At 66.5% G+C, this 23,103-nt stretch carries 18 protein-coding genes; 10 read left to right on the plus strand and 8 right to left on the minus strand.

All coding sequences use genetic code 11. The features are described from left to right. The first annotated feature begins 108 nt into the window (after positions 1-108). Positions 109-2,931 carry a phosphoenolpyruvate carboxylase gene (ppc, locus tag QK290_RS06900; protein WP_282329948.1) on the plus strand — a complete coding sequence of 941 codons (2,823 nt, stop codon included), beginning with the start codon at positions 109-111 and terminating at the stop codon, positions 2,929-2,931. Between the two features lie 116 nt (positions 2,932-3,047). Here ppc and QK290_RS06905 read toward each other — a convergent pair whose 3' ends face one another. Continuing rightward, positions 3,048-3,539, minus strand: coding sequence for a hydrogenase maturation protease (locus QK290_RS06905; RefSeq protein ID WP_282329949.1), 492 nt, complete (start codon positions 3,537-3,539; stop codon positions 3,048-3,050). 340 nt (positions 3,540-3,879) lie between these two features. Then, the gene (locus QK290_RS06910; RefSeq protein WP_282329950.1) at positions 3,880-4,416 is read right to left on the minus strand and encodes a hydrogenase/urease maturation nickel metallochaperone HypA; all 537 of its coding nucleotides are present in this window, start codon (positions 4,414-4,416) and stop codon (positions 3,880-3,882) included. A gap of 226 nt (positions 4,417-4,642) precedes the next feature. Between QK290_RS06910 and QK290_RS06915 the strand changes: the two genes are divergently transcribed. Both QK290_RS06915 and QK290_RS06920 read left to right on the plus strand, forming a co-directional pair. Further along, a complete protein-coding gene (locus QK290_RS06915) occupies positions 4,643-4,813 on the plus strand; it encodes a hypothetical protein (RefSeq protein ID WP_282329951.1) in 171 nt (56 codons plus the stop codon). A 35-nt stretch (positions 4,814-4,848) separates the two neighbouring features. Continuing rightward, complete coding sequence (locus QK290_RS06920) at positions 4,849-5,154, plus strand: hypothetical protein (RefSeq protein ID WP_282329952.1); 306 nt, start codon at positions 4,849-4,851, stop codon at positions 5,152-5,154. 25 nt (positions 5,155-5,179) lie between these two features. Here the strand turns inward: QK290_RS06920 and QK290_RS06925 are convergent, their stop codons facing one another. Both QK290_RS06925 and QK290_RS06930 read right to left on the minus strand, forming a co-directional pair. Beyond that, positions 5,180-5,803, minus strand: coding sequence for a VTT domain-containing protein (locus QK290_RS06925; protein ID WP_282329953.1), 624 nt, complete (start codon positions 5,801-5,803; stop codon positions 5,180-5,182). A 124-nt stretch (positions 5,804-5,927) separates the two neighbouring features. After that, a complete protein-coding gene (locus QK290_RS06930) occupies positions 5,928-6,605 on the minus strand; it encodes a hypothetical protein (protein ID WP_282329954.1) in 678 nt (225 codons plus the stop codon). A gap of 371 nt (positions 6,606-6,976) precedes the next feature. Here QK290_RS06930 and QK290_RS06935 point away from each other — a divergent pair, with 371 nt between their 5' ends. After that, a complete protein-coding gene (locus QK290_RS06935; RefSeq protein ID WP_282329955.1) occupies positions 6,977-7,510 on the plus strand; it encodes an O-acetyl-ADP-ribose deacetylase in 534 nt (177 codons plus the stop codon). Here the strand turns inward: QK290_RS06935 and QK290_RS06940 are convergent. Together QK290_RS06940 and QK290_RS06945 are read right to left on the minus strand one after the other, a co-directional pair. Further along, complete coding sequence (locus QK290_RS06940; protein ID WP_282330049.1) at positions 7,495-8,505, minus strand: RluA family pseudouridine synthase; 1,011 nt, start codon at positions 8,503-8,505, stop codon at positions 7,495-7,497. The two genes, QK290_RS06935 and QK290_RS06940, sit on opposite strands and share 16 nt — an antisense overlap. Positions 8,506-8,582: 77 nt before the next feature. Then, a complete protein-coding gene (locus QK290_RS06945; protein WP_282329956.1) occupies positions 8,583-10,085 on the minus strand; it encodes a PLP-dependent aminotransferase family protein in 1,503 nt (500 codons plus the stop codon). Positions 10,086-10,145: 60 nt separating this feature from the next. On the opposite strand from QK290_RS06945, the gene QK290_RS06950 reads away from it, so the two are divergent. The 6 genes from QK290_RS06950 to QK290_RS06975 all read left to right on the plus strand — a co-directional run bounded on the left by QK290_RS06950 (position 10,146) and on the right by QK290_RS06975 (position 16,913). Next, the gene (locus QK290_RS06950; protein ID WP_282329957.1) at positions 10,146-10,793 is read left to right on the plus strand and encodes a hypothetical protein; all 648 of its coding nucleotides are present in this window, start codon (positions 10,146-10,148) and stop codon (positions 10,791-10,793) included. A gap of 141 nt (positions 10,794-10,934) precedes the next feature. Beyond that, positions 10,935-11,954 carry a LacI family DNA-binding transcriptional regulator gene (locus QK290_RS06955; RefSeq protein WP_282329958.1) on the plus strand — a complete coding sequence of 340 codons (1,020 nt, stop codon included), beginning with the start codon at positions 10,935-10,937 and terminating at the stop codon, positions 11,952-11,954. A 137-nt stretch (positions 11,955-12,091) separates the two neighbouring features. Next, positions 12,092-13,381, plus strand: coding sequence for an extracellular solute-binding protein (locus QK290_RS06960; protein ID WP_282329959.1), 1,290 nt, complete (start codon positions 12,092-12,094; stop codon positions 13,379-13,381). Between the two features lie 93 nt (positions 13,382-13,474). Next, complete coding sequence (locus QK290_RS06965) at positions 13,475-14,443, plus strand: sugar ABC transporter permease (RefSeq protein ID WP_282329960.1); 969 nt, start codon at positions 13,475-13,477, stop codon at positions 14,441-14,443. 37 nt (positions 14,444-14,480) lie between these two features. Beyond that, positions 14,481-15,323, plus strand: coding sequence for a carbohydrate ABC transporter permease (locus tag QK290_RS06970; protein ID WP_282330050.1), 843 nt, complete (start codon positions 14,481-14,483; stop codon positions 15,321-15,323). A 51-nt stretch (positions 15,324-15,374) separates the two neighbouring features. Beyond that, positions 15,375-16,913 (plus strand): glycoside hydrolase family 32 protein, encoded by a 1,539-nt coding sequence (locus tag QK290_RS06975; RefSeq protein WP_282329961.1) that lies wholly within the window; start codon positions 15,375-15,377, stop codon positions 16,911-16,913. Positions 16,914-16,984: 71 nt separating this feature from the next. On the opposite strand, the gene QK290_RS06980 is transcribed toward QK290_RS06975, so the two are convergent. Together QK290_RS06980 and QK290_RS06985 are read right to left on the minus strand one after the other, a co-directional pair. Continuing rightward, positions 16,985-17,893, minus strand: coding sequence for a DNA-formamidopyrimidine glycosylase family protein (locus tag QK290_RS06980; protein WP_282329962.1), 909 nt, complete (start codon positions 17,891-17,893; stop codon positions 16,985-16,987). Next, positions 17,886-22,943: an ATP-dependent helicase gene (locus QK290_RS06985; RefSeq protein WP_282329963.1), complete on the minus strand. Its 5,058-nt coding sequence runs from the start codon at positions 22,941-22,943 to the stop codon at positions 17,886-17,888. Before QK290_RS06985 ends, QK290_RS06980 begins: the two co-directional genes overlap by 8 nt. Positions 22,944-23,103 lie beyond the last annotated feature (160 nt).

The raw sequence follows: 23,103 nt of genomic DNA on the forward strand, positions 1-23,103 counted from the left end.
GATTCCGCCTTCGCCATCCCGTGCAGGTAGCATCGATAGCTAGTAACGTGGCTCACAGTATCCAGCGCAGTGTACGAGCCAAGTCCGAACCCTCGAAAGACAGTTTCCATGGCTAACACTGCAATGAATTCCGCAACCGACCTCGCCTCTGAACTGAGGGCCGATGTCCGGCGCGTCTCCACCCTGCTGGGCGAATCCCTGGTCCGCCAGCACGGGCCCGAACTCCTGGATCTGGTGGAGCAGGTGCGCCTCCTCACCAAGGAATCCAAGGAAGCCGCCCGTGGCGGTGCCGATGCTACCGGCCCCTGGAGTGCGCACGACGTCGTCGAGCAGGTCCGCGAACTGCTCGGCTCCCTGCCGATCGAGCAAGCCACAGACCTGGTGCGTGCGTTCGCGTTCTACTTCCACCTGGCCAACGCAGCCGAGCAGGTCCACCGGGTCCGCGGCCTGCGGACCCGGCAGGAGAAGGACGGGTGGCTGGCCAAGGCCGTCACCGAAATCGTCGCCCAGGCGGGGCCTGAAGTCCTGCAGGAAGTGGTCAACGGGCTGGACGTCCGGCCCATCTTCACCGCCCACCCCACCGAGGCTTCGCGCCGTTCCGTGCTGGACAAGATCCGCAGGCTCTCCGATGTCCTGGCCGAGCCCACGAGGGAAGGCACCACCGCGCGCCGCCGGCAGGACCGCCAGCTTTCGGAAGTCATCGACCAGATGTGGCAGACCGACGAACTGCGCCAGGTCCGCCCCACCCCGGTGGACGAGGCCCGCAACGCGATCTACTACCTCGGCGGCATCCTGACCGACGCCATGCCCGAAATGCTCTCGGACTTCTCGGAACTGCTCGGTGAGCACGGCGTCAGCCTTTCGTCCCAGGACGCACCCATCCGGTTTGGGTCCTGGATCGGCGGCGACAGGGACGGCAACCCCAACGTCACGGCGGCGGTCACCAGGGAAATCCTGCAGATCCAGAACCAGCACGCCGTCCGCATCAGCATCGCAATGATGGACGAGCTGATCTCCATCCTGTCCAACTCCACCGCCTTGTCCGGCGCGGACCAGTCCCTGCTGGACTCCATCAACGCGGACCTGAAAAAGTTGCCGGGCCTGGACCGGCGCGTCCTGGAGCTCAACGCCCAGGAACCCTACCGACTCAAACTCACGTGCATCAAGGCCAAGCTCATCAACACGGGCAAACGGGTTGCCGCGGACTCCACCCACGAGCACGGCCGTGACTACAGGTCCACCGAGGAACTCCTCAACGACCTCGAACTGCTGGAGCTGTCCCTCCGTAATCACTCGGCGTCGCTCGTTGCCGATGGCGCGCTGGCCCGGGTCCGCCGCGCCGTCGCCTCCTTCGGCCTCCACCTGGCCACCCTGGACATCCGCGAGCACGCCGACCACCACCATGACGCCGTTGGCCAGCTGATGGACCGGCTGGGGGGCCCCGGCATCCGCTATGCGGAACTGAGCCGCGTTGAACGCTTTGAGGTTCTCGGTTCGGAGCTGGCGTCACGCCGGCCGTTGTCCGGCCACCCGATTAAGCTCGACGGCGTCGCTGACGGCACGTACGACGTCTTCCGCGAGGTCCGCCGCGCTCTGCGCACATATGGCCCGGACGTCATCGAGACCTACATTATTTCCATGACCCGCGGCGCGGACGATGTCCTGGCCGCTGCTGTCCTGGCCCGCGAGGCAGGCCTGATCAACCTGTTTGGCGAATCTCCCTATGCCAGGATCGGGTTCGCGCCCCTGCTGGAGACCGTGGCGGAACTGCGAGCCTCGGCGGAGATCGTGGACCAGCTGCTGTCCGTTCCGTCCTACCGAGACCTGGTCCGGCTGCGCGGCGACGTCCAGGAAATCATGCTGGGTTACTCGGATTCCAACAAGGAATCCGGCGTGATGACCAGCCAGTGGGAGATCCACAAGACCCAGCGGAACCTCCGCGACGTGGCGGCCAAGCATGGCGTCCGTGTCCGGTTGTTCCACGGCCGCGGCGGGTCCGTGGGCCGCGGCGGCGGACCCACCTACGACGCCATCATGGCCCAGCCCAACGGCGTGCTCGAAGGCGAGATCAAGTTCACCGAACAGGGAGAGGTCATCTCGGACAAGTACTCGCTGCCGGAGCTGGCCCGGGAAAACCTGGAGCTGTCCCTCGCGGCTGTGCTCCAGGGCTCGGCCCTGCACCGGGACCCGCGCACCTCGGATGACCAGCGCGAACGGTACGGGCACGTTATGGAGATCATCTCCGACGGCGCCTTCGACCGGTACCGGAATCTGATTGACCATCCGGACCTGCCCGCGTACTTCCTGGCCTCCACCCCGGTGGAGCAGCTCGGTTCGCTGAATATCGGCTCCCGTCCGTCCAAGCGCCCGGATTCCGGGGCAGGGCTTGGCGGATTGCGCGCCATTCCGTGGGTGTTCGGCTGGACGCAGTCCCGGCAGATCGTGCCGGGCTGGTTCGGTGTGGGCTCGGGCCTGAAGGCTGCCCGCGAGGCCGGAAACTCCGCCCAGCTGGTGGAGATGATGCAAAACTGGCACTTCTTCCGGTCCGTTGTCTCCAACGTTGAGATGACGCTGGCCAAAACGGACCTGGACATCGCCGGGTATTACGTGGCCACCCTGGTTCCCAAGGAATTGCACCACATTTTCGCGGCCATCCGTGAAGAGTTTGAACTCACGGTCACCGAGATCCAGAACCTGACCGGTGAGAATGTGCTCCTCGACGCGCAGCCGACACTTAAGCGTTCGCTTGAGATCCGGGACCAGTACCTGGACCCCATCAGCTACCTGCAGGTGGAACTGCTCCGCCGTGTGCGGGCTGCCCAGGGCGCCGAAGACGAGAGCATCAGCGGTGCCGAGATCGACGAACGTCTCCAGCGGGCCATGCTGATCACCGTTAACGGGGTAGCGGCCGGCCTGCGCAACACGGGCTGACCCCGGACGCTCTCTCACTTAATGCGGCTTTCCCCCCAACGCTCTCTCACCGGTCGGGGCCGGATCCCCAGCACGCCCACTTTGCCGGGTATTCCGAGGTACATGATAGGTCCGCCTTAGGTCTGCGTGGAGGCGTACTGGCTCAGGAGATCGACGACGGCGGCCATCGCCGCCGGGATGGCGGCGGACACGGACGGTGTCAGCCCGATGCCGTCGGTGACGTCGGCCGGAACACAGCCCACCACATAGGTCACGGGGGCCTCGCCGCCCAGCGATCTGAGCTTGCCCAGGACGGCGGCAGGATCCATGCCGTGCGGGTCCAAAGTGGCGCCGGCGTCGAGATCCTCACTGCGGATCCGGAGCACACGGAGACTGCCCGGCGCTTCGTTGTGTACCGTCCCCAACTCCGGCGGCACGGCATCCACAAGGACCAGCATGTCCACTCCGGCCAGGAGATCGTAGGCCAGGTGCATGCCGCGGATGCCGTAGTCTGCCACCTCGACGCCGGGCGGCAGGTCCGCCTCCGAGGCCAGCCGGCGGGCGACTTCCGGGCCGAAACCGTCGTCGCGCAGGAACATATTGCCCACGCCTGCCACCAGCACAGTCATAGCGGGGTCGCATTCGCCGTGCCTTCAGGCATCGCTGGACGTCGGGGGCCGAGCGGATTCACACATAGACGGCGCCGAGTGCCAACGCCCGCCAGAAACGCTACAGTGGCCATTCCGATGATTCTCATGGCGGGCTTTCCTTTCCATCCTGCCCCAGGTTTCGAGCTCTTCCGGTGAGTAATGGAAGGACCGGCCGTACCCCGCGTGGAGGTCTGCGGCGGGATCCTGGTCGAGGACCCGGCCCACGTGGGTGCTGCCGTCAACATCGACGTGCACGTTGGTGACGCGGCCCGTTTGCCCGGCGAAAACAGGTCCTTTTCATCGGCCCGCCGGCCCGTATTCACCCGGCCCCGGCTCCGGTGTTGATCTGCACCACGGGCCGGCCGGCTTTGCGGATGCGATCTGCGTCGAGGGAGGTTTCCTGATCCCCTTCGATGAAACCGGCCTGCAGCCGGTCTACCAGTTCCGTGAGCCTCAGCACCGGGAGCGTGGTTTTGCCGAAGCAGGGGGAGTTCATCGTGTTCAGCGCCCGGACGTTCCGCCCGGCGAGCCAGCCGCGGTTCCGTTCCGCAAGGAGGCCGTTCTTGGCCAGCAGGTTCTGCTCCAGCGGGATGAGTTCCGGGGTGTGCGCGTGACCGTCGGGAGTGCGCGTATGTCCAGGTTCGCGGGAATGCTCATGGGCCTGCGGCTCCTCGATCCGCAGCCGCGCCCCCGCCAGGGTGGTACCCGCTGAAGCCACATCAAAACATAACCGGAGGGCGTCCGGAAGCACTCCCGATAACGACCCGATCCGAAGGCTGACGCCCGTGACTGCCTGGCCGCCTGTCCTGTCCAAAACCGCGTCGATGAGGCTTTGTCTGATCGAGAGTTCGTGCATGGGTACTGCCCCCTATCTGCCCAAGATAGGCTCGTCGAGGCCATAAATCAACCTCGAATTTGACGGCTGTGCATGCGTCGGCTAGGGGCCTCTTGTCATCCCAGAATTCTGCAATGACGCGGAAACCGGAGGCTCGGCAATGCAGCAACCGGAAGCTGGAGGCAACACGCCGACGCAGGCCAGGACCTGCAGGTCCAGTAACTTTTCCGGCCGGTCCAGGAACACGTTGACCGGCCGGGATCGGGCATCGATCGGTGGAATGGCGGCCTTTGCGCTGGGTGTCGGCTCCGAGCAGATGATTTCCCTCCTGGTGGACAGCGCCGGGATCCGGTCCGGTAGCGGCATCGGCAGCTGGACCGTTGGCCGGACCAGTCAGGGGCAGCGGACGGCGGTCTAGCCAGGCCAGCGGACGGCCGGGATAGGGTTGAAGGCATGCCTTCGTTCCAGACGCGCCTGAAAATCACCGGACTGAAACCTGGCAACCCGCCGGAAGCCGTGATGGCCGCCGCTGTTGAGGCATTGGAGTCCCGCCACCATGTGGAATCCAACCAGATCGAACTGGCCGCCGGCGTCCCGCAGCTGAACCTGCGATTCCTCGTGGAGGCGACCGAATACAGCGGTGAGAACCAGCAGGCATGCGAATCGGCAGCGATGATGCGCGATGCCGTCGAACGCGTTGCGCTCACAGGCTCACTGACGGTGCTCCGCCGCAACCGCGGCCGCTGGGCGCCTGTTTAGCTCACTCATGCGACCTCGGCGGAGCTCACTCGCCGGGGGCGGGCTCGTCCACGGGAGAGCGGGTGCCGCGCCGGCGGGTCACGACGATGCCGACGACGACGCCGATCACCAGGCCCAGCACCACACCGATCAGCGAACTCGCCCAGAACGGCAGCTTGGTTGCCGATCCCGTGAAGTAGCCCAGGCCCACTAGCCAGCTGGCCCAGAGGACCGCGCCGAGGCCGGCGCACAGGCTGAAACCCCGGGCGGAAACATCGGCGATGCCCGAAGCGGCCGACGTCGCCAGCCGCCCGCCGGGGATGAAACGGGCGCCGATGATGGTCCCGTAGGTGGAGGAGCGGCCGGCCTTGGCGATGGCCTTATGGATGCCGGTATGGACTTTGCGGCCCCAGCGCCAGCGGTCCAGGACATGGCTGAGCCGGCGTTTGAAGAGCTGGAACACCACCATGTCACCAATCCAGGACGCCACCGCGCACAGTGCCACCACCAGGAAGACGTTGGCCCGGCCGTCGGCGGAGAGGGCCCCGCCGGTGATCACCAACATTTCTGACGGGATGGGCGGGAAGATGGCATCGCCGAGGACCGTGGGGATGATCCAGAAGTAGATCGCCGCCCCCCAGCTGTCGGCATCGCCAAAGTCCATGGCCATAAAGTACCGCACTTTTGCGCGGCAGCACGGCCTGAGCTGGCCGCCGGCACGGACTTCCCCTCACTGGGTTCAGAGAGCGTCCCAGTACTACGCGCGCCAGTACACGGACCTCAGTACACGGACCTCAGTACCCGGCGCCGATGTTCCGGCGGCGTGGCCGTGGGACTCCTCCGCGAACTTCCCTGGGAACATGGCTGAGGTGCCGTCCCGCGAGGAAATACCAGTACGGCCACGCGACCCACGCAACGGCGCCCACGGCAATTCCGGCCCCGCCGAGGCCCCAGCGGATCCAGGCAGGCGCCGGTTCCAGGGCCGTCAGCGCGGCCAATGGCAGCGCCACCACTATGGCGCCGCCGATAAACTCTCCCAGCTTCGCGAGATCCCGTGGACAGCCGCCCGACTGGAGCAGTGACCGGTGGGCCAGCAGGAACCAGCCGGCCTGGACCACCATTGCCCCCACCGAGATGCCGGTGGATACATTGAAATCGAGCTTCTTCGCGACGAGGAGGAACGAGCTTGCCGATCCTGCGGCGCTGGCCGCGATCACCACCCATTTGGCTGCCTCGGAGCCGGGTGTACGGCGCAGGCGCCGGTGGACCTGGACGATCACCGGGATGATCGTCAGCTGGAAGACGCCGCCGGTGGCATCGTTGATGGTGCCGAAGATGTAGGGTCCGTTTCTTGGCACCTCGATGGCGAACATGGCGCCCAATGTTGCCACGCCCACTACGCCTATGCCCGCGGACGCGTAGGCGAACTTGGCCGCCGTTCGATCGCCCGGGATTTCGATGAGGGTATCCATGATGCTTCCTCGCTCGGTGTGGATTCTCGCTCGGTGTGGATTCCGGCTCGCGCTGTTCCCGGCTGGCCACCGTCAGGGTATTGCTGCCGCGGCGCAACCGGCAGCCCCCCAGCAGGCTTAATTCCCAATCCATGCGAGGGCCAGCGTCATGCCTATCCCCTTCAATCGACCGGACAACACGCGATACCCCAGATAACTATCGTGACACTGGGGCGCATCATGTCAAGGCAGTTAGTAAAGGGGGTTTTGCTGGGTTTCCCGCAGGCAATCTCCATCATTTCTTGCTCCTGCCCGGATGAATGGAGATCAGGGGTGCTGCTGCGGTTATGCGGGGCCTTTGAGCCGCACCTCCTAAGTGGGAAACTGGCGGCATGCGGATCACCATCCTCCAAGGCGATATCACCACCCGCACCGTTGACGCGATTGTGAACGCTGCAAATTCCACGCTGCTGGGCGGCGGCGGAGTGGATGGGGCCATCCACCGGGCCGCCGGACCCGAACTGCTGGCCGCCTGCCGGGCACTGCGCAACACGGATCTGCCGCACGGACTGGCTGTGGGTGCCGCCGTCGCCACCCCGGGTTTCCGGCTCCAGGCCCGGTGGGTCATCCACACCGTGGGGCCGAATCGTCGCGCCGGGCAGACCAACCGGGCGCTGCTGGTGTCCTGTTTCAGCGAAAGCCTGCGGCTGGCGGATTCGCTGGGCGCGGCTTGCATCGCACTTCCCGCTGTGGGCGGGGGAGTCTACGGCTGGCACGGGCGCCAGGTGGCGGAGGCAGCGCACGACGCCGTTACGGGGTTTGGTGCCTCACATCCGGCCAGCGCGCTCGAGTTGGTGGAGTTTGTCCTGTTCGGCCCCGAGATGGAGCAGGCCTTCAGGACCGTGTTTGATCAACGCGGTGCTTGAGCAGCCTCGCTGAGGTGGAGCCCGCTGCGGTACTCCACGGGCTTTTTGCTGATGGGGTCCACAAAGCGGATGCCGCGGGCCAGGAGCTGCAACGGTTTGGAGTAGTCGTCCTGAGCCTTGTCCAGGAGGTCCGGGTAAAACGCGTCGTTCACGATGCCCAGTCCCAACGAGGCCATGTGCACCCTCAATTGGTGCGTCTTTCCGGAGTGCGGCTCCAGCCGGTACCGCGCCAGACGCGGCGTAGTACCCGCGTCCGCGTTGATGCCAGAGGCTCGGGCACCAGCGTCGCCGGTGCCAGCGGCACCCACTGAAGCGCCGCCGTCGAACGTTTCCAACCGTTCGATCCTGGTCTCCGCGTTCGGCTCGCCCTCGATGACTTCGGCCAGCAGGTAGCTGCGGGACTTGGTCATCCGGTTCCGGACCACCACGGGGAATTCCACCGCGGGGTGTCCGGCGGCGGGCTCCGCGGCGGACACACACTCGTATTCCTTCTGCACCTGCCGCTTCTCGAAGAGTACCTGGTAATTTCCGCGGGTTTCCGGGTTGGTGGACAGCAGCAGCACGCCGGCGGTCATCCTGTCCAGGCGGTGCATGGGGATCAGGTCCGGCAGGTTCAGCTGGTTCCGGAGCCGGACCAGGGCCGATTCCTGGATGTACGTGCCGCCCGGGGTGGTGGGCAGGAAATGCGGTTTGTCCACCACGAGCAGGTGATCATCCTGGTGCAGGATGCTGATGTCCACCGGGATGCGGGTCTCCGGCGGCAATGAGCGGTAGTACCAGATGAAGGTGTGGTCCTCGAGCCGGGTGGCCCGGTCCAGGGCGACGCCGCCCTCGCCCACGATCTCGCCGGCGTCGAACCTGTCCTCGATGCCCTGCGGATCGATGTGGCCCCAGCGGTGCATCATGTAGTCCATCGCGGTTGTCCACGGCCCCTCGTCCGGGAGGCGCAGGCGGGTGGCGTTCACGCCGTCGCGCACGGGGAGGGGGGATTGCATCACCGGTCCATTCTACTTATTCCTGCCAGGTGCGTGGAGAACCCCGACGTCGGCGGCCGGCCCGGCGGGATGCGGTCTCAGGCGATCGCGACGGCGGGCAGTGCTGAACGATGGCGCCGCAGCGTCGGGACCGAGTCCAGCCTGTGCTGGGCGGCGCGAAGGGCCAGTACCGCGGTTTCCAACTGATCCGACGGCAACGTGAACGGCACGCGGAGATAGTGCTCCAAGGCGCCACCAACGCCGAATCGGGGACCGGCGGCGAGGCGGAGGCCGAAGTCCGGAGCGATGACGGCAAGTGCAGTGCTGACCGGGGCCGGGAGGCGGCACCAGATGGACAGGCCGCCGTCGGGCCGTTCCGCCTGCCACGAGGGCAGATGCTCGGCGACCAATGACAAGAGGGCCTCACGGTTCTCGCGGAGCATGCCCAGCCGTGCCGGGAGCGGTTCGGTCAGGGAATTCACCAGATGGGCCGCAGCCAACTGTTCGACGACGGGTCCGCCCAGATCCATGGTGGTTCGTGCGGCGGCGAAGCGCTGGATCAGCGGCTCGTCGGCGCGGATCCAGCCCGTCCGCAGGCCGGCCCAGTGCGACTTGCTGAGCGACCCGATCGAAACCACAGCCGGGCTGAAGGCAGCCATGGGAGTGGCCGCCTCTGCGTCGAGGTTCAGCTCCCGCAGGGTCTCATCCACCACCAGGACGGTGCCGGACGCCGCGGCGGCGCGGACAAGCCGGCGCCGCTGCGGATCCCGCATCAGCCGCCCCGTGGGGTTGTGGAAGTCGGGGATGACATAGGCCAGTGCCGGCCGCTGTTGCAGGGCAGAGTCCATTGCGTCCAGGTCCCAGCCTGAGAGTGGCCCCGCAGATGGTTGTCCTCGCGGCGCGGCCGGAGGCATCGCTACCGGCACCGGTCTGCAGCCTGCGGCCCGGATGGCATCGAGGGCATGGGGATAGCTGGGGTTCTCTACAAGTACCCTGTCTGCCCGGCCCGTGAGGGTGCGGAGGACAATGTTCAGGGCATGCTGCGCACCGGAGGTGACCAGGATCTGCGCAGCGGCCGTCGGAACCCCGGCCGCGGAGTACCGCGCCGCAACCGCCTCCCGCAGGGCCCGGACACCAAGTGCGTCGTACCCGAATCCCGGAAGCAGGGCAGGAAGTTCTGTAAGCGCGGCGGCGAACGCCCGGTGGACGACTTCGCCACTGGCAGGCAGCGAGGCATACGCCAGGTCAAGGAGTCCGTCTGGAACGGCGAGTCCAGGCCCGCCGCCGAGTCCTGGTCCCGTTGTCCGGACGGCCACGTTGACCTCGGGCCCGGGGACGCCGGTCCTGCCCCTGCTGCCCTGGCCGCCCCGCAGAAGTCCTTGCTCCCGCAGCGAAGCATAGGCGGCCGTGACGGTGGTACGGCTGATGCCGAGGGCGGTAGCGAGGGAACGTTCACTGGGGAGGGCGACGTCGAGCGGAATGCGGCCGTCCAGGACCAGCAGGCGGACGACGTCGGACAACTCGCGGTACGCCGGGGCGGCGCCGGGATTCCACCGGCCGAGCAAGCGGGCGAGGGAACTGGGGGCAAGAGAGCCGGACATAGGGCCAGTATCTCAAACTGGCTATGGATTACAAGGCCAGTTGCCGTCAGGATGGAGTCCATGATGACGCGCAGAATCCTCCAGCTCCTGATCGGCCTCGCCATGTACGGCATTTCCTTGGCGATGTTCATCCGGGCCGGGCTCGGGCTGGACCCGTGGGACGTATTTCATCAGGGACTGGCCGGAAAGACGGGCCTGAGTATCGGCACCGTGGTGATCGTTGTCAGTTTCCTGGTCCTGCTGCTCTGGATCCCGCTCCGGCAGCGGCCGGGGTTCGGGACACTGAGCAATGCCGTGCTTGTGGGGGTTTTCGCGGATGTTGGCCTCGCGATGATCCCGCAGATCACCCAACTGGGCGGACAGATCGGGATGCTCGGCGGCGCCGTGCTGCTCAACGGCGCCGCTTCGGCCTGCTACATCGGCGCCCGCCTGGGCCCCGGCGCCCGGGACGGGCTAATGACCGGCCTGGCCCGGCGCACCGGCTGGTCGGTGCGTACGTCCCGGACCGGGATCGAGGTCGTGGTCCTCGGCGCCGGCTGGCTGCTGGGTGGCTCGGTCGGCGTCGGGACCGTCCTCTACGCGCTGGCCATCGGCCCGCTGGTGCAACTGCTGCTGCCGCGGTTCATGGTGCCGGAAGGGCTGGTGCCCCAGGCTGCCGCTGCCGGACTGGAAGCGTCGCAACCGGTGGCCTCGGAACCGGGCGCATAGAACGAGGACACCTCGCCGGGTGTCGTTGATCCGGCCCGGCCTGGACGCCGTTCGACTATTAGGTCTTGACACTGCCAAAACGTTTTGTATAGAGTGTGAGCAACACAACAGCCAAAACGTTTTGTAAAGGAAAAGTCGAAGATGACAAGAGTCGGGATACGGGATGTGGCGAAGGCCGCCGGGGTTTCGGTCACCACCGTCTCCCACGCGCTCAACGACGTCGACGGCTCCCGGGTCAAAGCGGAAACACAGGACCACATCAGGGCGATCGCCAAAGACCTTGGCTATGCCCCCAACCGGCTCGCCAGCGGACTGCGCAACCAGCGCTCGCAGATTATCGGCCTGGTCAGTGACGAGATTGCCACCACCCCGTTCGCGGGTGACATGATCCGGGGGGCGCAGGACGCCGCCTACGAACGCGGCTACCTGCTCATGGTGGTCAACTCGGGCCTGGACCGGCGCCTGGAAGAGCACGAAATCCGGAGCCTGCAGCAACATCAGGTCGACGGGATTGTCTACGCCAAGATGTTCCACCAGTCGACGGAGGTTCCAGCTGGCCTGAAGGGCATCCCGACGGTCCTCTTGGACGGCACGTCGGGAAACCCGGAGGTTTCCTCGGTGGTGCCGGATGAGGTGGGTGCTGCGGAGGCCGCCGTCGAGGTGCTGATCGAGGCCGGCCACCGCCGGATCGGGATGCTCAACAACGTCGACGACATTCCGGCAACGCATGGCCGCTACCAGGGCTACCGCAGCACATTGGAGCGCCACGGCCTGGCGTTCAATCCCCATTACCTGGCGACGGACCGCCCGGACGCCCGTGCCGGCCGGGAGCAGGCTTTGAAGATGCTTTCGACGGCGGAACGTCCGACGGCCTTGTTTTGCTTCAGTGATCAGGTGGCCATGGGCGCTTACCAGGCCGCTGCGCAATTGGGTCTCCGGATTCCCGAGGACCTGTCCATCATCAGTGTGGACAACCTGGAGATCGTTGCCGGGGCCCTGTGGCCAGGGTTGACCACCATGGCGTTGCCGCACTACGACATGGGGCGTTGGGCAGTTACCCGGCTCCTTGACGACATCGCCACTCCTGGCCGTCCGCCGGAGCAGGAAGTACTAGCGTGCCCGCTCGTGTCCCGGGGGTCCGTCGGTCCGCCGCCGGGCTGACCCGGCGCCGAGTTCCGCCGCGAAATACCCAAATTTCAACCAAACCCAGCAGGGCTAAAAAAGGGGCGCGGCCGTTGCACCGGCCGCGCCCCCAGGATCCCTGCGCCCTCACCAATCATCAGAAAGGTTCACACGACATGAACAAGAAAGTCAGCCGGGTCCTGGTAGCCAGCGTAACGGCCGCCGCCCTCATCGGCACACTGGGTGCCTGCGGAAAAGGCAGCGCCTCCGCGTCCTCCGGGGATGCCAACGAAATCACCATGTGGACGCACAACGCCGGCAACGTCGAGGAACTCGGCGCCATCCAGAACATCGTGGATGCGTTCAACAAGGAGTCCGACGTCAAGGTCAAGGTCCAGGCCTTCCCGCAGGAGTCGTACAACGACTCCGTAGTGGCGGCCGCGTCCGCCGGCAACCTGCCGTGCATCGTGGACATCGACGGGCCGAATGTTCCCAATTGGGCCTGGGCCCAGTACCTGGCACCGCTCAAGCTGACCACCGACCTCAGCACGCACCTGCCCAGCACCGTCGCGAAGTGGGAAGGCGAGACCTACGCGGTGGGCTACTACGACGTCGCCCTGGCCATGATGGCCCGCGCCTCCGACCTGAAAGAAGCCGGAGTCCGGGTGGCAACCATCGAGCAGCCCTGGACCAAGGCAGAATTCGAGGACGCCATGACCAAGCTGAAGGCCCTTGGAAAGTGGGACTACCCGCTGGACATGGGCACCGCCGGAACCGGTGAATGGCTGCCTTACGCCTATTCGCCGTTCCTGCAGTCCTTCGGCGGGGACCTCATCGACCGCACGGACTACCAGTCTGCGGACGGCAAGCTCAATGGGGACGCAGCCGTCGCCTGGGCGGGCTGGTTCAAGGGATTGGCCGATCAGGGCTTTATGGCAACCAAGAGCGGCAAGGACAGCACCCAGGACTTCCTGAACAACAAGAGCGCCGTTCTCTACACCGGTTCCTGGGCTGCGGACAAGGCCCGCACCGCCCTTGGTGATGACCTCGTCGTGATGCCGACCGTTGACCTTGGCAAGGGCCCGAAGATCGGCGGCGCTTCCTGGCAGTGGGGCGTCACCACCGGCTGCGCCAACTCCCAGGCAGCGATGGACTACCTCTCCTTCTCCCTGAAGCCGGAAAACGTGGCCGCAGTGGCCACAGCGACTGGGACCATTCCCGCCAGCACCGGGGCCGCCGCGCTGATTCCCGCCTTCGCTGAGGGTGGCGTGAACCGCGACTTCCTGACCTACTCACGCGATTACGCCCTTATGCGGCCCGAGACCCCCGCGTACCCGATCATCGCCAACGAATTCGGCAAGGCAGTCCAGGACATCCTGGCCGGCGCCGACGCCAAATCCGCCCTGGACAAGGCCACAAAGTCCATTGACACCAACATCAAATCCAACGGCGGCTACAAGAACTAGCCAGCGCCTACGGTGCTGCGGGGGCGGGACGCTCCCGCCTCCGCAGCACCAGCCGCTGGGTTCACCCCCGCCGTTCCGTGTCTGGAGAATCTCATGGCCATTAGTCCACTTCCCACCCGTTCGCGGGCCAACCGCGCCGCTGACCGTGCCGCGTCCACGACGACGCCCGCTCCCACCCGCCGCCGGTCCCGCAACCTTCGCGAGCAGCTGCGCGGGTGGGGCATGATCGCCCCGGCCGCGATTCTGCTGCTCTTGTTTATCTTCCTGCCGGCGATCATCGGCTTCGGCCTGGCTTTCACGAACGCCCGGCTCATTTCGCCCCGTCCCGTCGAGTTCGTCGGAGTGGACAACTTTGCCCGGCTCTTCGCCGATCCCTCCTTCTGGCGGGCACTGCTGAACGTCGGGTACTTCGCCGTCGTCGTCGTCCCCGTCCAGTCCGCACTGGCCCTGGTCATGGCGCTCCTGATCAACAAGAAGTTCCGCGGCGTGAACTTCTTCCGCACCGTCTACTTCCTGCCCGTCGTGACCTCCATGGTGGTGGTGTCCCTCCTGTGGCTCTTTATGTACAGCAAGGACGGGCTATTCAACGAAATCCTTAACAGGGTGACGTTCGGCCTCTTCGGCGGCATCGACTGGTTGAACGAAACCACAACGGCCATGCCGGCCATCATCATCCTGTCCATCTGGCAGGCTGCCGGATTCCATATGATCATCTGGCTCTCAGGGCTGCAAAGCATTTCCGGGGAGCTCTATGAAGCCTCGCAGCTGGACGGCACCAGCCGCTGGCAGCAGTTCAAATACGTGACGTGGCCGGGGCTGCGGCACACCCGCAGCCTGATCCTGGTGACGATCACCATCCAGGCCCTGGCACTGTTCGACCAGGTCAACGTCATGACCCAGGGCGGTCCGCTGGATTCCACCACAACCATTGTCTACGAGGCGGTCCAGACCGGATTCAGGCAGCAGGACACCGCCTACGCGTCGGCGATTTCACTCGTCTTCTTCGCCATCGTCCTGCTCATCTCAGTCGTACAGCGCCACCTGACCCGAGAAAAGGACTGATGTGAAAAACACACTCCGCCTCACCAATGCCGGAACCATGCTTGCGCGGATCCTTCTGGCCATCGCTGCAGTTTTTCCCATCGTCTTTATGCTGGTGTCATCGCTGAAGCCTGACACCCAGATCTTCGGCGACATGTCCTCTGTGGCCGCCTTCCTGCCGATCGGCAACATTTCGGTCGACAACTACACTGCGGTCTTCGACCGGGTTCCCGCGGCCAGGTTCCTGATCAACTCGATCGGCATCTCCGCCATCACCGTCGCCCTGGGCGTGGTCATCAACAGCATGTGTGCCTTCGGCCTCTCCCGCATGCAGGTCCGCGGCAAGCGGATCGTGTTCGGTGCCATCCTCGCCACCCTGATCGTGCCGTTCCAGACCCTCGCCCTGCCGCTGCTGTGGTGGGTCAACCAACTGCCCTGGCTCGAAATGAACGGCTTTAGCCTGGAACTCTCAAAGGGCTGGCTGGACACCTACCAGGTGCAGATCATCCCGTTCATCGCGAACGCATTCTCGATCTACCTGTACCACCAGTACTTCGAATCCATCCCGAAGGAATTGGACGAGGCAGCGCGGATCGACGGGGCGGGCTGGTTCAAAATCTACCGTCAGGTGGTTATGCCGCTCGCCGGTCCGGCGACAGCGACGGTCGCCATCCTGACCTTCCTGCCTGCCTGGAACTCATACCTCTGGCCGCTCATGGTGGTCCAGTCGGAGGAGCTCCGTCCCGTGATGGTCGGCATGCAGTACTTCTTCCAGCTCAACGTCTCCTGGGGCCAGGTCATGGCCTACGGCTCCCTGATCACCATTCCCGTGGTGGTGATGTTCATCGCCTTCCAGCGCTCGTTTATCAACAGCATCGCCTCCAGCGGCGTCAAGGGCTGACCCGGTACTCCTCCTGCACGCCCCCACAGAAAGCCACGAAAGTACCGAACAATGACCACACTTTCTGCTCCAGACAAACTCAACCAGGCCGTGGCGGCCGAATCCGCCGAAGTCTTACGTCCCGCCCTGCACTACACAGCGGACACCACCTGGCTCAACGACCCCAACGGCCTGATCTACCACGACGGGCTCTACCACCTGTACTACCAGAACAACCCGTCCGGCAACGCCTGGGGCAACATGTCCTGGGGTCACGCGACATCCACGGATCTGTGCACCTGGATCCAGCAGCCCGTAGCCATTGCATGCGACGATCAGGCCGACATTTTCTCCGGCAGCATCGTCTTCGACCGGCTCAACACCAGCGGCTTCGGTACCGGACAGGTGGCCCCGCTGGTGGCTGTGTACACCAGCGCCTTTAAGCCTGGATCGGGACTCGAAGGCCGTCAGGCCCAGTCGCTGGCGTACAGCCTGGACGGCGGCTACAGCTGGGAGAAGTACCGGCACAACCCCGTACTTGACCGCGAATCGACGGATTTCCGGGACCCCAAGGTATTCCGCTACGACGGCGACGCCGGAACCTACTGGGTCATGGTCGCCGTTGAGGCCCTTGACTACCAGGCGGTGCTGTACCGGTCGGACAACCTCAAAGACTGGGAGCTGCTGAGCACCTTCGGCCCGGCGAATGCCACCGGCGGAATCTGGGAATGCCCGGACCTGTTCGCCCTGCCGGTCGACGGTGACGAGGCCAGGACCAAATGGGTCCTGACAATCAGCCTGAACCCGGGCGGCCCAAACGGGGGATCGGCGGGCCAGTACTTCGTGGGCGACTTCGACGGCGTCACCTTCACCTCGGAATCCACCGTCTCGGAAGGGCAGCACGAGAAGTCCCGACTGGCTGACTTCGACTGGCTGGACTGGGGCCGCGACTACTACGCAGCCGTGACGTTTGGCGACGTCCCTGACGGAAGAACACTCATGATGGCGTGGATGAGTAACTGGCAGTACGGCCACGGGATCCCGGCCTTCCCGTGGCGGAGCGCCATGGCGTTGCCGCGGGAGGTGTCCCTGCGCAGCGTCGGAGGTTCCTTGCGGCTGGTTCAGCAGCCTGCAGCGGAAGTGCTGGCCCTTCCTGCCTACGGACCGGTGTATAGCACCGGACCGGTTTCCATTTCTGAAGAATCGCGACTCCTTGACGGTGCGGCCGGTACGGTGCAGCGGATCGATGCCGTCTTCACACCGGGAACAGCAGCTGAATTCGGCCTGATCGTCCGGGGCAAGGACGGACAGGGCACCAGGATCGGGATCCGTCCGCGCGATGGCAGGCTCACGGTGGATCGCCGGTCATCAGGGCAGACCGATTTCCACGAGACGTTTGCCTCGGTCGACATCGCGCCGCTGGCGGCCAACAGCAGCAGCTACGAGCTGACGGTCTTCGTCGATGAGTGCTCCGTGGAGATTTTCGCCCAAGACGGCCAGGTGACCATGACGGAACTCATTTTCCCGGCAGAGGGAAGCACCGAAGTTTCCGTTTATGCGACGGGCGGCTCAGCCACAGCGACGTCGCTGACCGTCCGCCAGTTTGCCTGACCGCGGCGCCCCTGCGCACGACTGACCTCGCCGCCAGCGACGGCCTGCTTCGGCGGACGGTGCTGCGTCAGTCAGTGCGCGGAACCCGGCAGCGGCTGGCATTTGGGGCAGAAGTAGATGTCCCGTTCCTCGGTGCCCGTTCCTTTGGCGAGGACCCCGTGGCGCACCGGGGTCCGGCATTTAAGGCAGGCCTGGTGTTCGCGCCGGTAGACCCAGTAACCGGGCAATCCGGAGGTCCGGCCGACAGGTGTCCCGCGCGGGTTGAGTACGGTCACCCTGCGCCCTGGCCCCAGGTTGGCTTCCAGTAGGACCTTCGCGTCGGTGATCATGGCCGTGAGGTCCGGCACTGCGGACACCGGCGCGGCGGGGTGAACTCCGGAGAGAAAGCACGCTTCGCAGCGGTAGATATTGCCGATCCCAGCGAGGTTCCGCTGGTCCAGCAGCGCGACTCCGATCGGGACGTCGGGGTTGGCGCGGAGCCGGGCTTCGGCTTCTGCAAGGTCCCAGCCCGGCCCCAGCAGGTCGGGCCCGAGATGTCCCACCACAGTGTCCTCGTCCGAGGTGCGGACCACTTCGACGACTCCCAGCGAGAAACCCACGGCGTCCGCCGTGGCGGTCCGCAGTACGCACCGGGCCGTGAACCCCGGTTTCCGCCACCGGCCGCCCGGCGGATAGACCTGCCAGGCGCCCTCCATCTTCAGATGTGAGTGGATGGTCAGCCCCTCGTTTGCCCCGCCCGGCCGGATTGGGCCGCCAGCGGCCAGGCTGCTGTCACCGGCCCGGCTGTCCGCGGCGCCGGCCGGGCGCCGGAGCCGCATCAGCAGGTGCTTGCCGCGCGGCACGACTTCGGTCACGGTCCAGCCGGCCAGGTTGAGCGTCGCGAAGCGCGGCACCCGGAAGTCCGAGGAGATGAGTTCCTGCCCCGCAAGGGCGGCATGCAACTGGGCGGTTGCCCGCCAGACGGAATCTCCCTCAGGCACGGATCCTCAATCCTTTCGGGGTGGAGTAGGCGCCCGCGTGGGCCAGGGCGGCGGCGACCGGGGTGTCCAGGATGCCGTGTCCGTTGACTTTTTCCATGATCAGCTTGTCCACCGCACGGCGGGTCACGACGCCAACCAGGGCTTCTCCCGCGGCGGCAAGGATGTCGGAGTCATCCGTGAATGCCAGCAGCGTCTTGCCGCCGCGTTCGACGTAGAGGACCAGAGCGCCGTCGACCAGCACCACGATGGCACCGGCTTTCCGGCCCGGGCGGTGGCCGGTTCCTGCCTCGACGTCCAGGGCCGGCCACGGCAGGGCCGCACCGTAGGGGTTGGCGGGATCAGTCGCCGCGAGGGCCAGCGCCACTGGATCGGGCTTGGACAGTTGGCTGTCCTCGGAGTAGGAGCGCAGCCGGTCGACGGTGGCGGGCACCGCGAACTGGGCAGCGCCGAGATGTTCGATGAAGTACCCCCGGCGGCAGCGGCCCGCTTCCTCCAACCGGGCCAGGACTTTATACATCAGGCCGAAGCCACCCAGGATGTTCTCCGCCATGACCGATCCGCGGGTCAGCACACCGTAGCGGTCCAGCAGTAATTCCGCGGTAGCCCGGGCATGGATGGTCGGGTCAAGCTCGGGGGCGGGTAACGCGGACCAGCGTCCGGCGGCCAGCGGGGGCGTGGGCAAACCTCCCCCGAGGGAACCGTGGCGTCCGCCATCGAGTCCGGGCGACCCGAGCAGCCCGGTGCCGTGCGCCCGGCCCAAGCGGCTCAGCCTCGGCGCCCTGGCACGAGGTGCCCGCGCGGCCTGCCGGTGGGCGGTGTGCCCGCCGGCGATCATTGCCCGGACGGGGCCGAACGTGTCGCCGGTGATCCGGCCGGCCCATACGAGGTCCCACAGTGCGGACACGACGTCCTGATCGCCGAGCACGGCGTCCATTCCGCCGGCAATCTCCTTCAACTGCCGGTAGAAGTAGCCGCCGCCGTTGGTCTTCAGGTGCTCCAGCAGCCGCTGCTGGGCGTCCCCGGGCTCGTGGTCGATCAGAGGATTCAGTGTCAGCTCGGCAGAATCTGCCAGATGCAGGCTGATCCAGCCATCGTTCCCCGGCAGCGCCCCGGCGCCGGACCAGAGGACCTCCCCGGCGGCCATCAGTTCGTCCAGCATGGCCGGCTGATAGTCGGCCACGCGGCTGGCCAGGATCAGTGGTTCCCATGCTGACGCGGGGATGGGCACGCCGGAAAGCTGGTCGACGGCGGTGATAATTCCGTCGAGTCCGCGCAGGACCGACTGGCCCCGCTGGCTGCCCGGTGCGCGGACGTTTTGCCAGGCGGGGAGGAACCGGCCATAGGCGGCGGCGTCGACGGGCTCGACCTCGGCCCGCAGGGCTGCGAGTGAGCGGCGGCGAAGCTTGCGCAGCACCTCGGCGTCGCACCATTCGCTGGCTCCGGCGAGCGGCTGAGCGACGGCGGCAGGTGAAGGAATGACCGCCCCGGCGGCTCCGGCCCGGTCATCAGCGGTTGCAGCGGCCTCGTCCGTGACGGCCAGGTCCTCTGGCAGCGCGGAGTGCGGGCGGAACTCACCCTCGACCACGCGGCCGTCAGCTGCGAGCCGCTTCAGCGCAGTGCCCACGACGGCGACGCCGAGTCCGAGCCGGGCCGCCGCTTCGGCCGCGGTGAACGGCCCGTGGGTGCGGGCGTACCGGGAAACAAGATCACCCAGGGGGTCAGCGACGGGTTCGATAAACGCCAACGGCACGCCCATGGGCAGCGGAACACCGAGGGCATCACGCAGCCGGGCCGCATCCTCGACTGCGGCGTGGTGTTCGATGCCGCCAATGTTGACCTTGATGGCGCGGTTGGCCCGCAGCAACGCGGTCAGGTGCGCAGCAGCGTCGACGGGAGCTACCGCCGGCGCCGGAGCGCTTTCTGCGTTCACGGTCTCCAGCCTGGCGGCTACCTCGTCCGGGGCCAGCGGCCCGAGGAGGCGCAGCAGATCGGCGACGCCTTCCATGCCGCGTACCTTCCGGTCCGGCGCAAGCCGCTGCAGTTCCCGTTCGGTGGCGTCGATGACCTTGGCGTCGAGGAGCTCGCGCAACTCGACCCGGCCGAGGAGCTCGTTGAGCAGGGTCGAATCCAGCGCCAGCGCGGCGGCACGGCGCTCGGCAAGCGGGGAATCGCCCTCATACAGGAACTGGGCGACGTAGCCGAACAGCAAGGACTTCGCGAACGGTGAGGGCTGCTGGGTGGTGGTCTCCACGATCCGCAGTTCACGCCGTTCCACCGCGGCGGCGAGGTCCTTCAGCGCCGGAAGATCGTAGACGTCCTGCAGACACTCGCGCACGGTCTCGAGCACGATCGGGAAGGTCGGGTATTTCCGGGCGACGTCCAGCAGTTGGGCCGAACGCTGGCGCTGCTGCCACAGAGGCTGCCGCTTCCCGGGGTTCTGCCGCGGCAGCAGCAGTGCCCGTGCGGCGCACTCACGGAACCGCGAGGCGAAGAGGGCGCTGCCGCCCACTTCCGCCGTCACGATCTGTTCCAGTTCCGCGGGGTCGAAGAGGAACAGTTCGGCGCCGGGCGGCTCGTCCTCCATCATGGGCACCCGCAGGACGATGCCGTCGTCGGCAGCCATTGCGGAGCCGTCCAGCCCGTAGCGTTGCTGCAGCCGCTGGCCGACCGCGAGGGCCCAGGGAGCATGGACGGGCATACCGAAGGGGCTGTGCAGCACCACCCGCCAGTCACCGAGCTCATCGTGGAAGCGCTCGACGACGAGGGTTGTGTCGCTCGGGACCACCTCGGTGGCGAGTTTCTGCTCGGCGAGGTACTGGATGAGGTTGTTGGCGGCGAAATCGTCCAGCCCGCTGGCCTTACAGCGTTCCGTGGCCGGCCCGACGTCGGACGCGGAGAGTTCACGGACGAACGCACCGAGGGCGCGGCCCAGATCGACGGGACGGCCCAGGGAGTCGCCCTTCCAGAAGGGAAGCTTGCCGGGCTGGCCGAAGGCGGGGGTGACCAGGACACGGTCGTGGGTGATGTCCTCGATCTTCCAGCTCGTCGCACCGAGTGCGAAGACGTCCCCGACCCGTGATTCATAGACCATTTCCTCGTCGAGTTCGCCGACCCGTCGTCCGCCCTTGGCCGCGGCAGCGGCCGGGCTCGCGGCCCGTCCGTCGCCGCCCGCGGAGCCGGATCCTTCCACCTCGGTGCCAATGATGTAGACGCCGAACAGCCCGCGATCCGGAATCGTCCCGCCGGAAGTGACAGCGAGGCGCTGCGCGCCCGGGCGGCCTTCGATAGTGCCGGCGTTGCGGTCCCAGATGATCCGCGGACGCAGTTCGGCGAATTCGTCGGAAGGGTAGCGCCCGGCCAGCAGGTCCAGGGTGGCCTCAAAGGCGGAGCGGGGGAGCGAAGCGAAGGGGGCGGAGCGCCGGACGGTCGCGAACCATTCCTCCACTTCGATCGCGCCGAGCGCGGTCGCGGCCACGGTCTGCTGGGCGAGGATGTCCAGGGGGTTGGCGGGGACGCTGAGCCGTTCGATCTTGCCGCCGAGCATCCGCTCGACCGTGATCGCGGTGTGCACGAGGTCCGCCCGGTGCTTGGGGAACAGGACGCCTTGGGAGATCTCGCCGACCTGGTGCCCGGCGCGGCCTACACGCTGCAGGCCGCTGGCCACCGACGGCGGCGATTCGACCTGAACGACCAGGTCCACGGCGCCCATGTCGATGCCGAGCTCCAACGACGACGTGGCCACGACGCAGCGCAGCCGGCCGGACTTAAGGTCGTCCTCGATCAGGGCACGCTGGTCCTTGGATACCGATCCGTGGTGGGCGCGGGCCAGCACCGGATCGGCGCGTGCGGTACTGCCGGCCTGCGCCATCATGTGCGCCGGGGTGGCCGTCGACGTCGGCGCCAGTGCGGACCCGCCGGTCGATCCCGCCCCGTCAGCCGCCCCGCCAGCCAGGCTGTCATCCTGCGGCGAATCCCATCCGCCACCGGCGGCCATGAGTTGGCGTTCAGCATAGATCTCGTTGAGCCGGGCCGTGAGCCGCTCGGAGAGCCGGCGCGAGTTGGCGAACACGATGGTGGACTGGTTGGCCAGCACCAGGTCCACGATCTTTTCCTCCACATGCGGCCAGATGGATGCCTGCGGCTGCAGGCCCGAGGCCGGGCCGGAATCGAATGCCCCCGCGGCGCCCTGGAGATCGGACATGTCCTCCACCGGCACGGAGACAGTCAGATCCCAGTTCTTCCGCGATACCGGCGCAACAATTTCCACCGGCGCCGAGCCGGCCAGGAACTGCGCCACGAGTTCCCGCGGCTCCACGGTCGCGGACAGGCCGATCCGCTGTGCCGGCTTGGGCAGCAGTGCATCCAGGCGTTCCAGCGAGACGGCGAGGTGGGCGCCGCGTTTGGTTCCGGCGACGGCGTGCACCTCATCAACGATGATGGTGTCCACCTCGGTGAGTGTCTCCCGGGCCTTGGACGTCAGCATCAGGAACAGGGACTCGGGTGTGGTGATGAGAATGTCCGGCGGGTGGCTTAGCAGCGCGCGCCGGTCAGCCGTCGTCGTATCCCCGGAGCGGACCCCGACGGTGATCAGGGGAGTAGGGAGGCCGAGCCGTTTGGCAGTCTGGGTTATCCCGATCAGGGGTGAGCGGAGGTTGCGTTCCACGTCAACGCCCAGTGCCTTTAGGGGTGAGATATACAGGACGCGGGTCTTGCGTTTGGGCGCACGGGCGCGCACGACCTTGACGGGCGCCTCGACTCTCCCCCCGGCTTCGCCCTTTACCGGTGGGGCATCCATGCCGGGCAATTCCGGGGCCGCAGCGAGCAGTCGGTCCAGTGCCCAGAGAAATGCCGCGAGCGTTTTGCCTGAACCCGTGGGTGCCACCACCAGGGCGTGCGCACCGGACGAGATGGCGTTCCACGCGCCGGTCTGCGCCGGGGTTGGCTCCGAAAATGCCCCAAGGAACCAGTCCCGCGTGGACTGGCTGAACTGGTCCATTTGAGCGCCGGGGAGGACATCCGGACCAGTTCCCAGCGGCTTGTTCTCCTGCATGCCTCCATCATGCCCTAACCCACTGACCTGATTACCTGCGGGGGCAGACCGCCGGCAACCGTCCGGATCAGGCAGGTCCAAGCCTCGGGAGATCCTTGGTGGCTGGGCCTTCGAGGAGCTTGCGCCGTTCACCGTAGAGACCGCCACCGGTCGGCTGCAG

Origin of the sequence: Pseudarthrobacter sp. AL07 (assembly GCF_029960665.1) — a bacterium.
GTDB lineage: Bacteria > Actinomycetota > Actinomycetes > Actinomycetales > Micrococcaceae > Arthrobacter.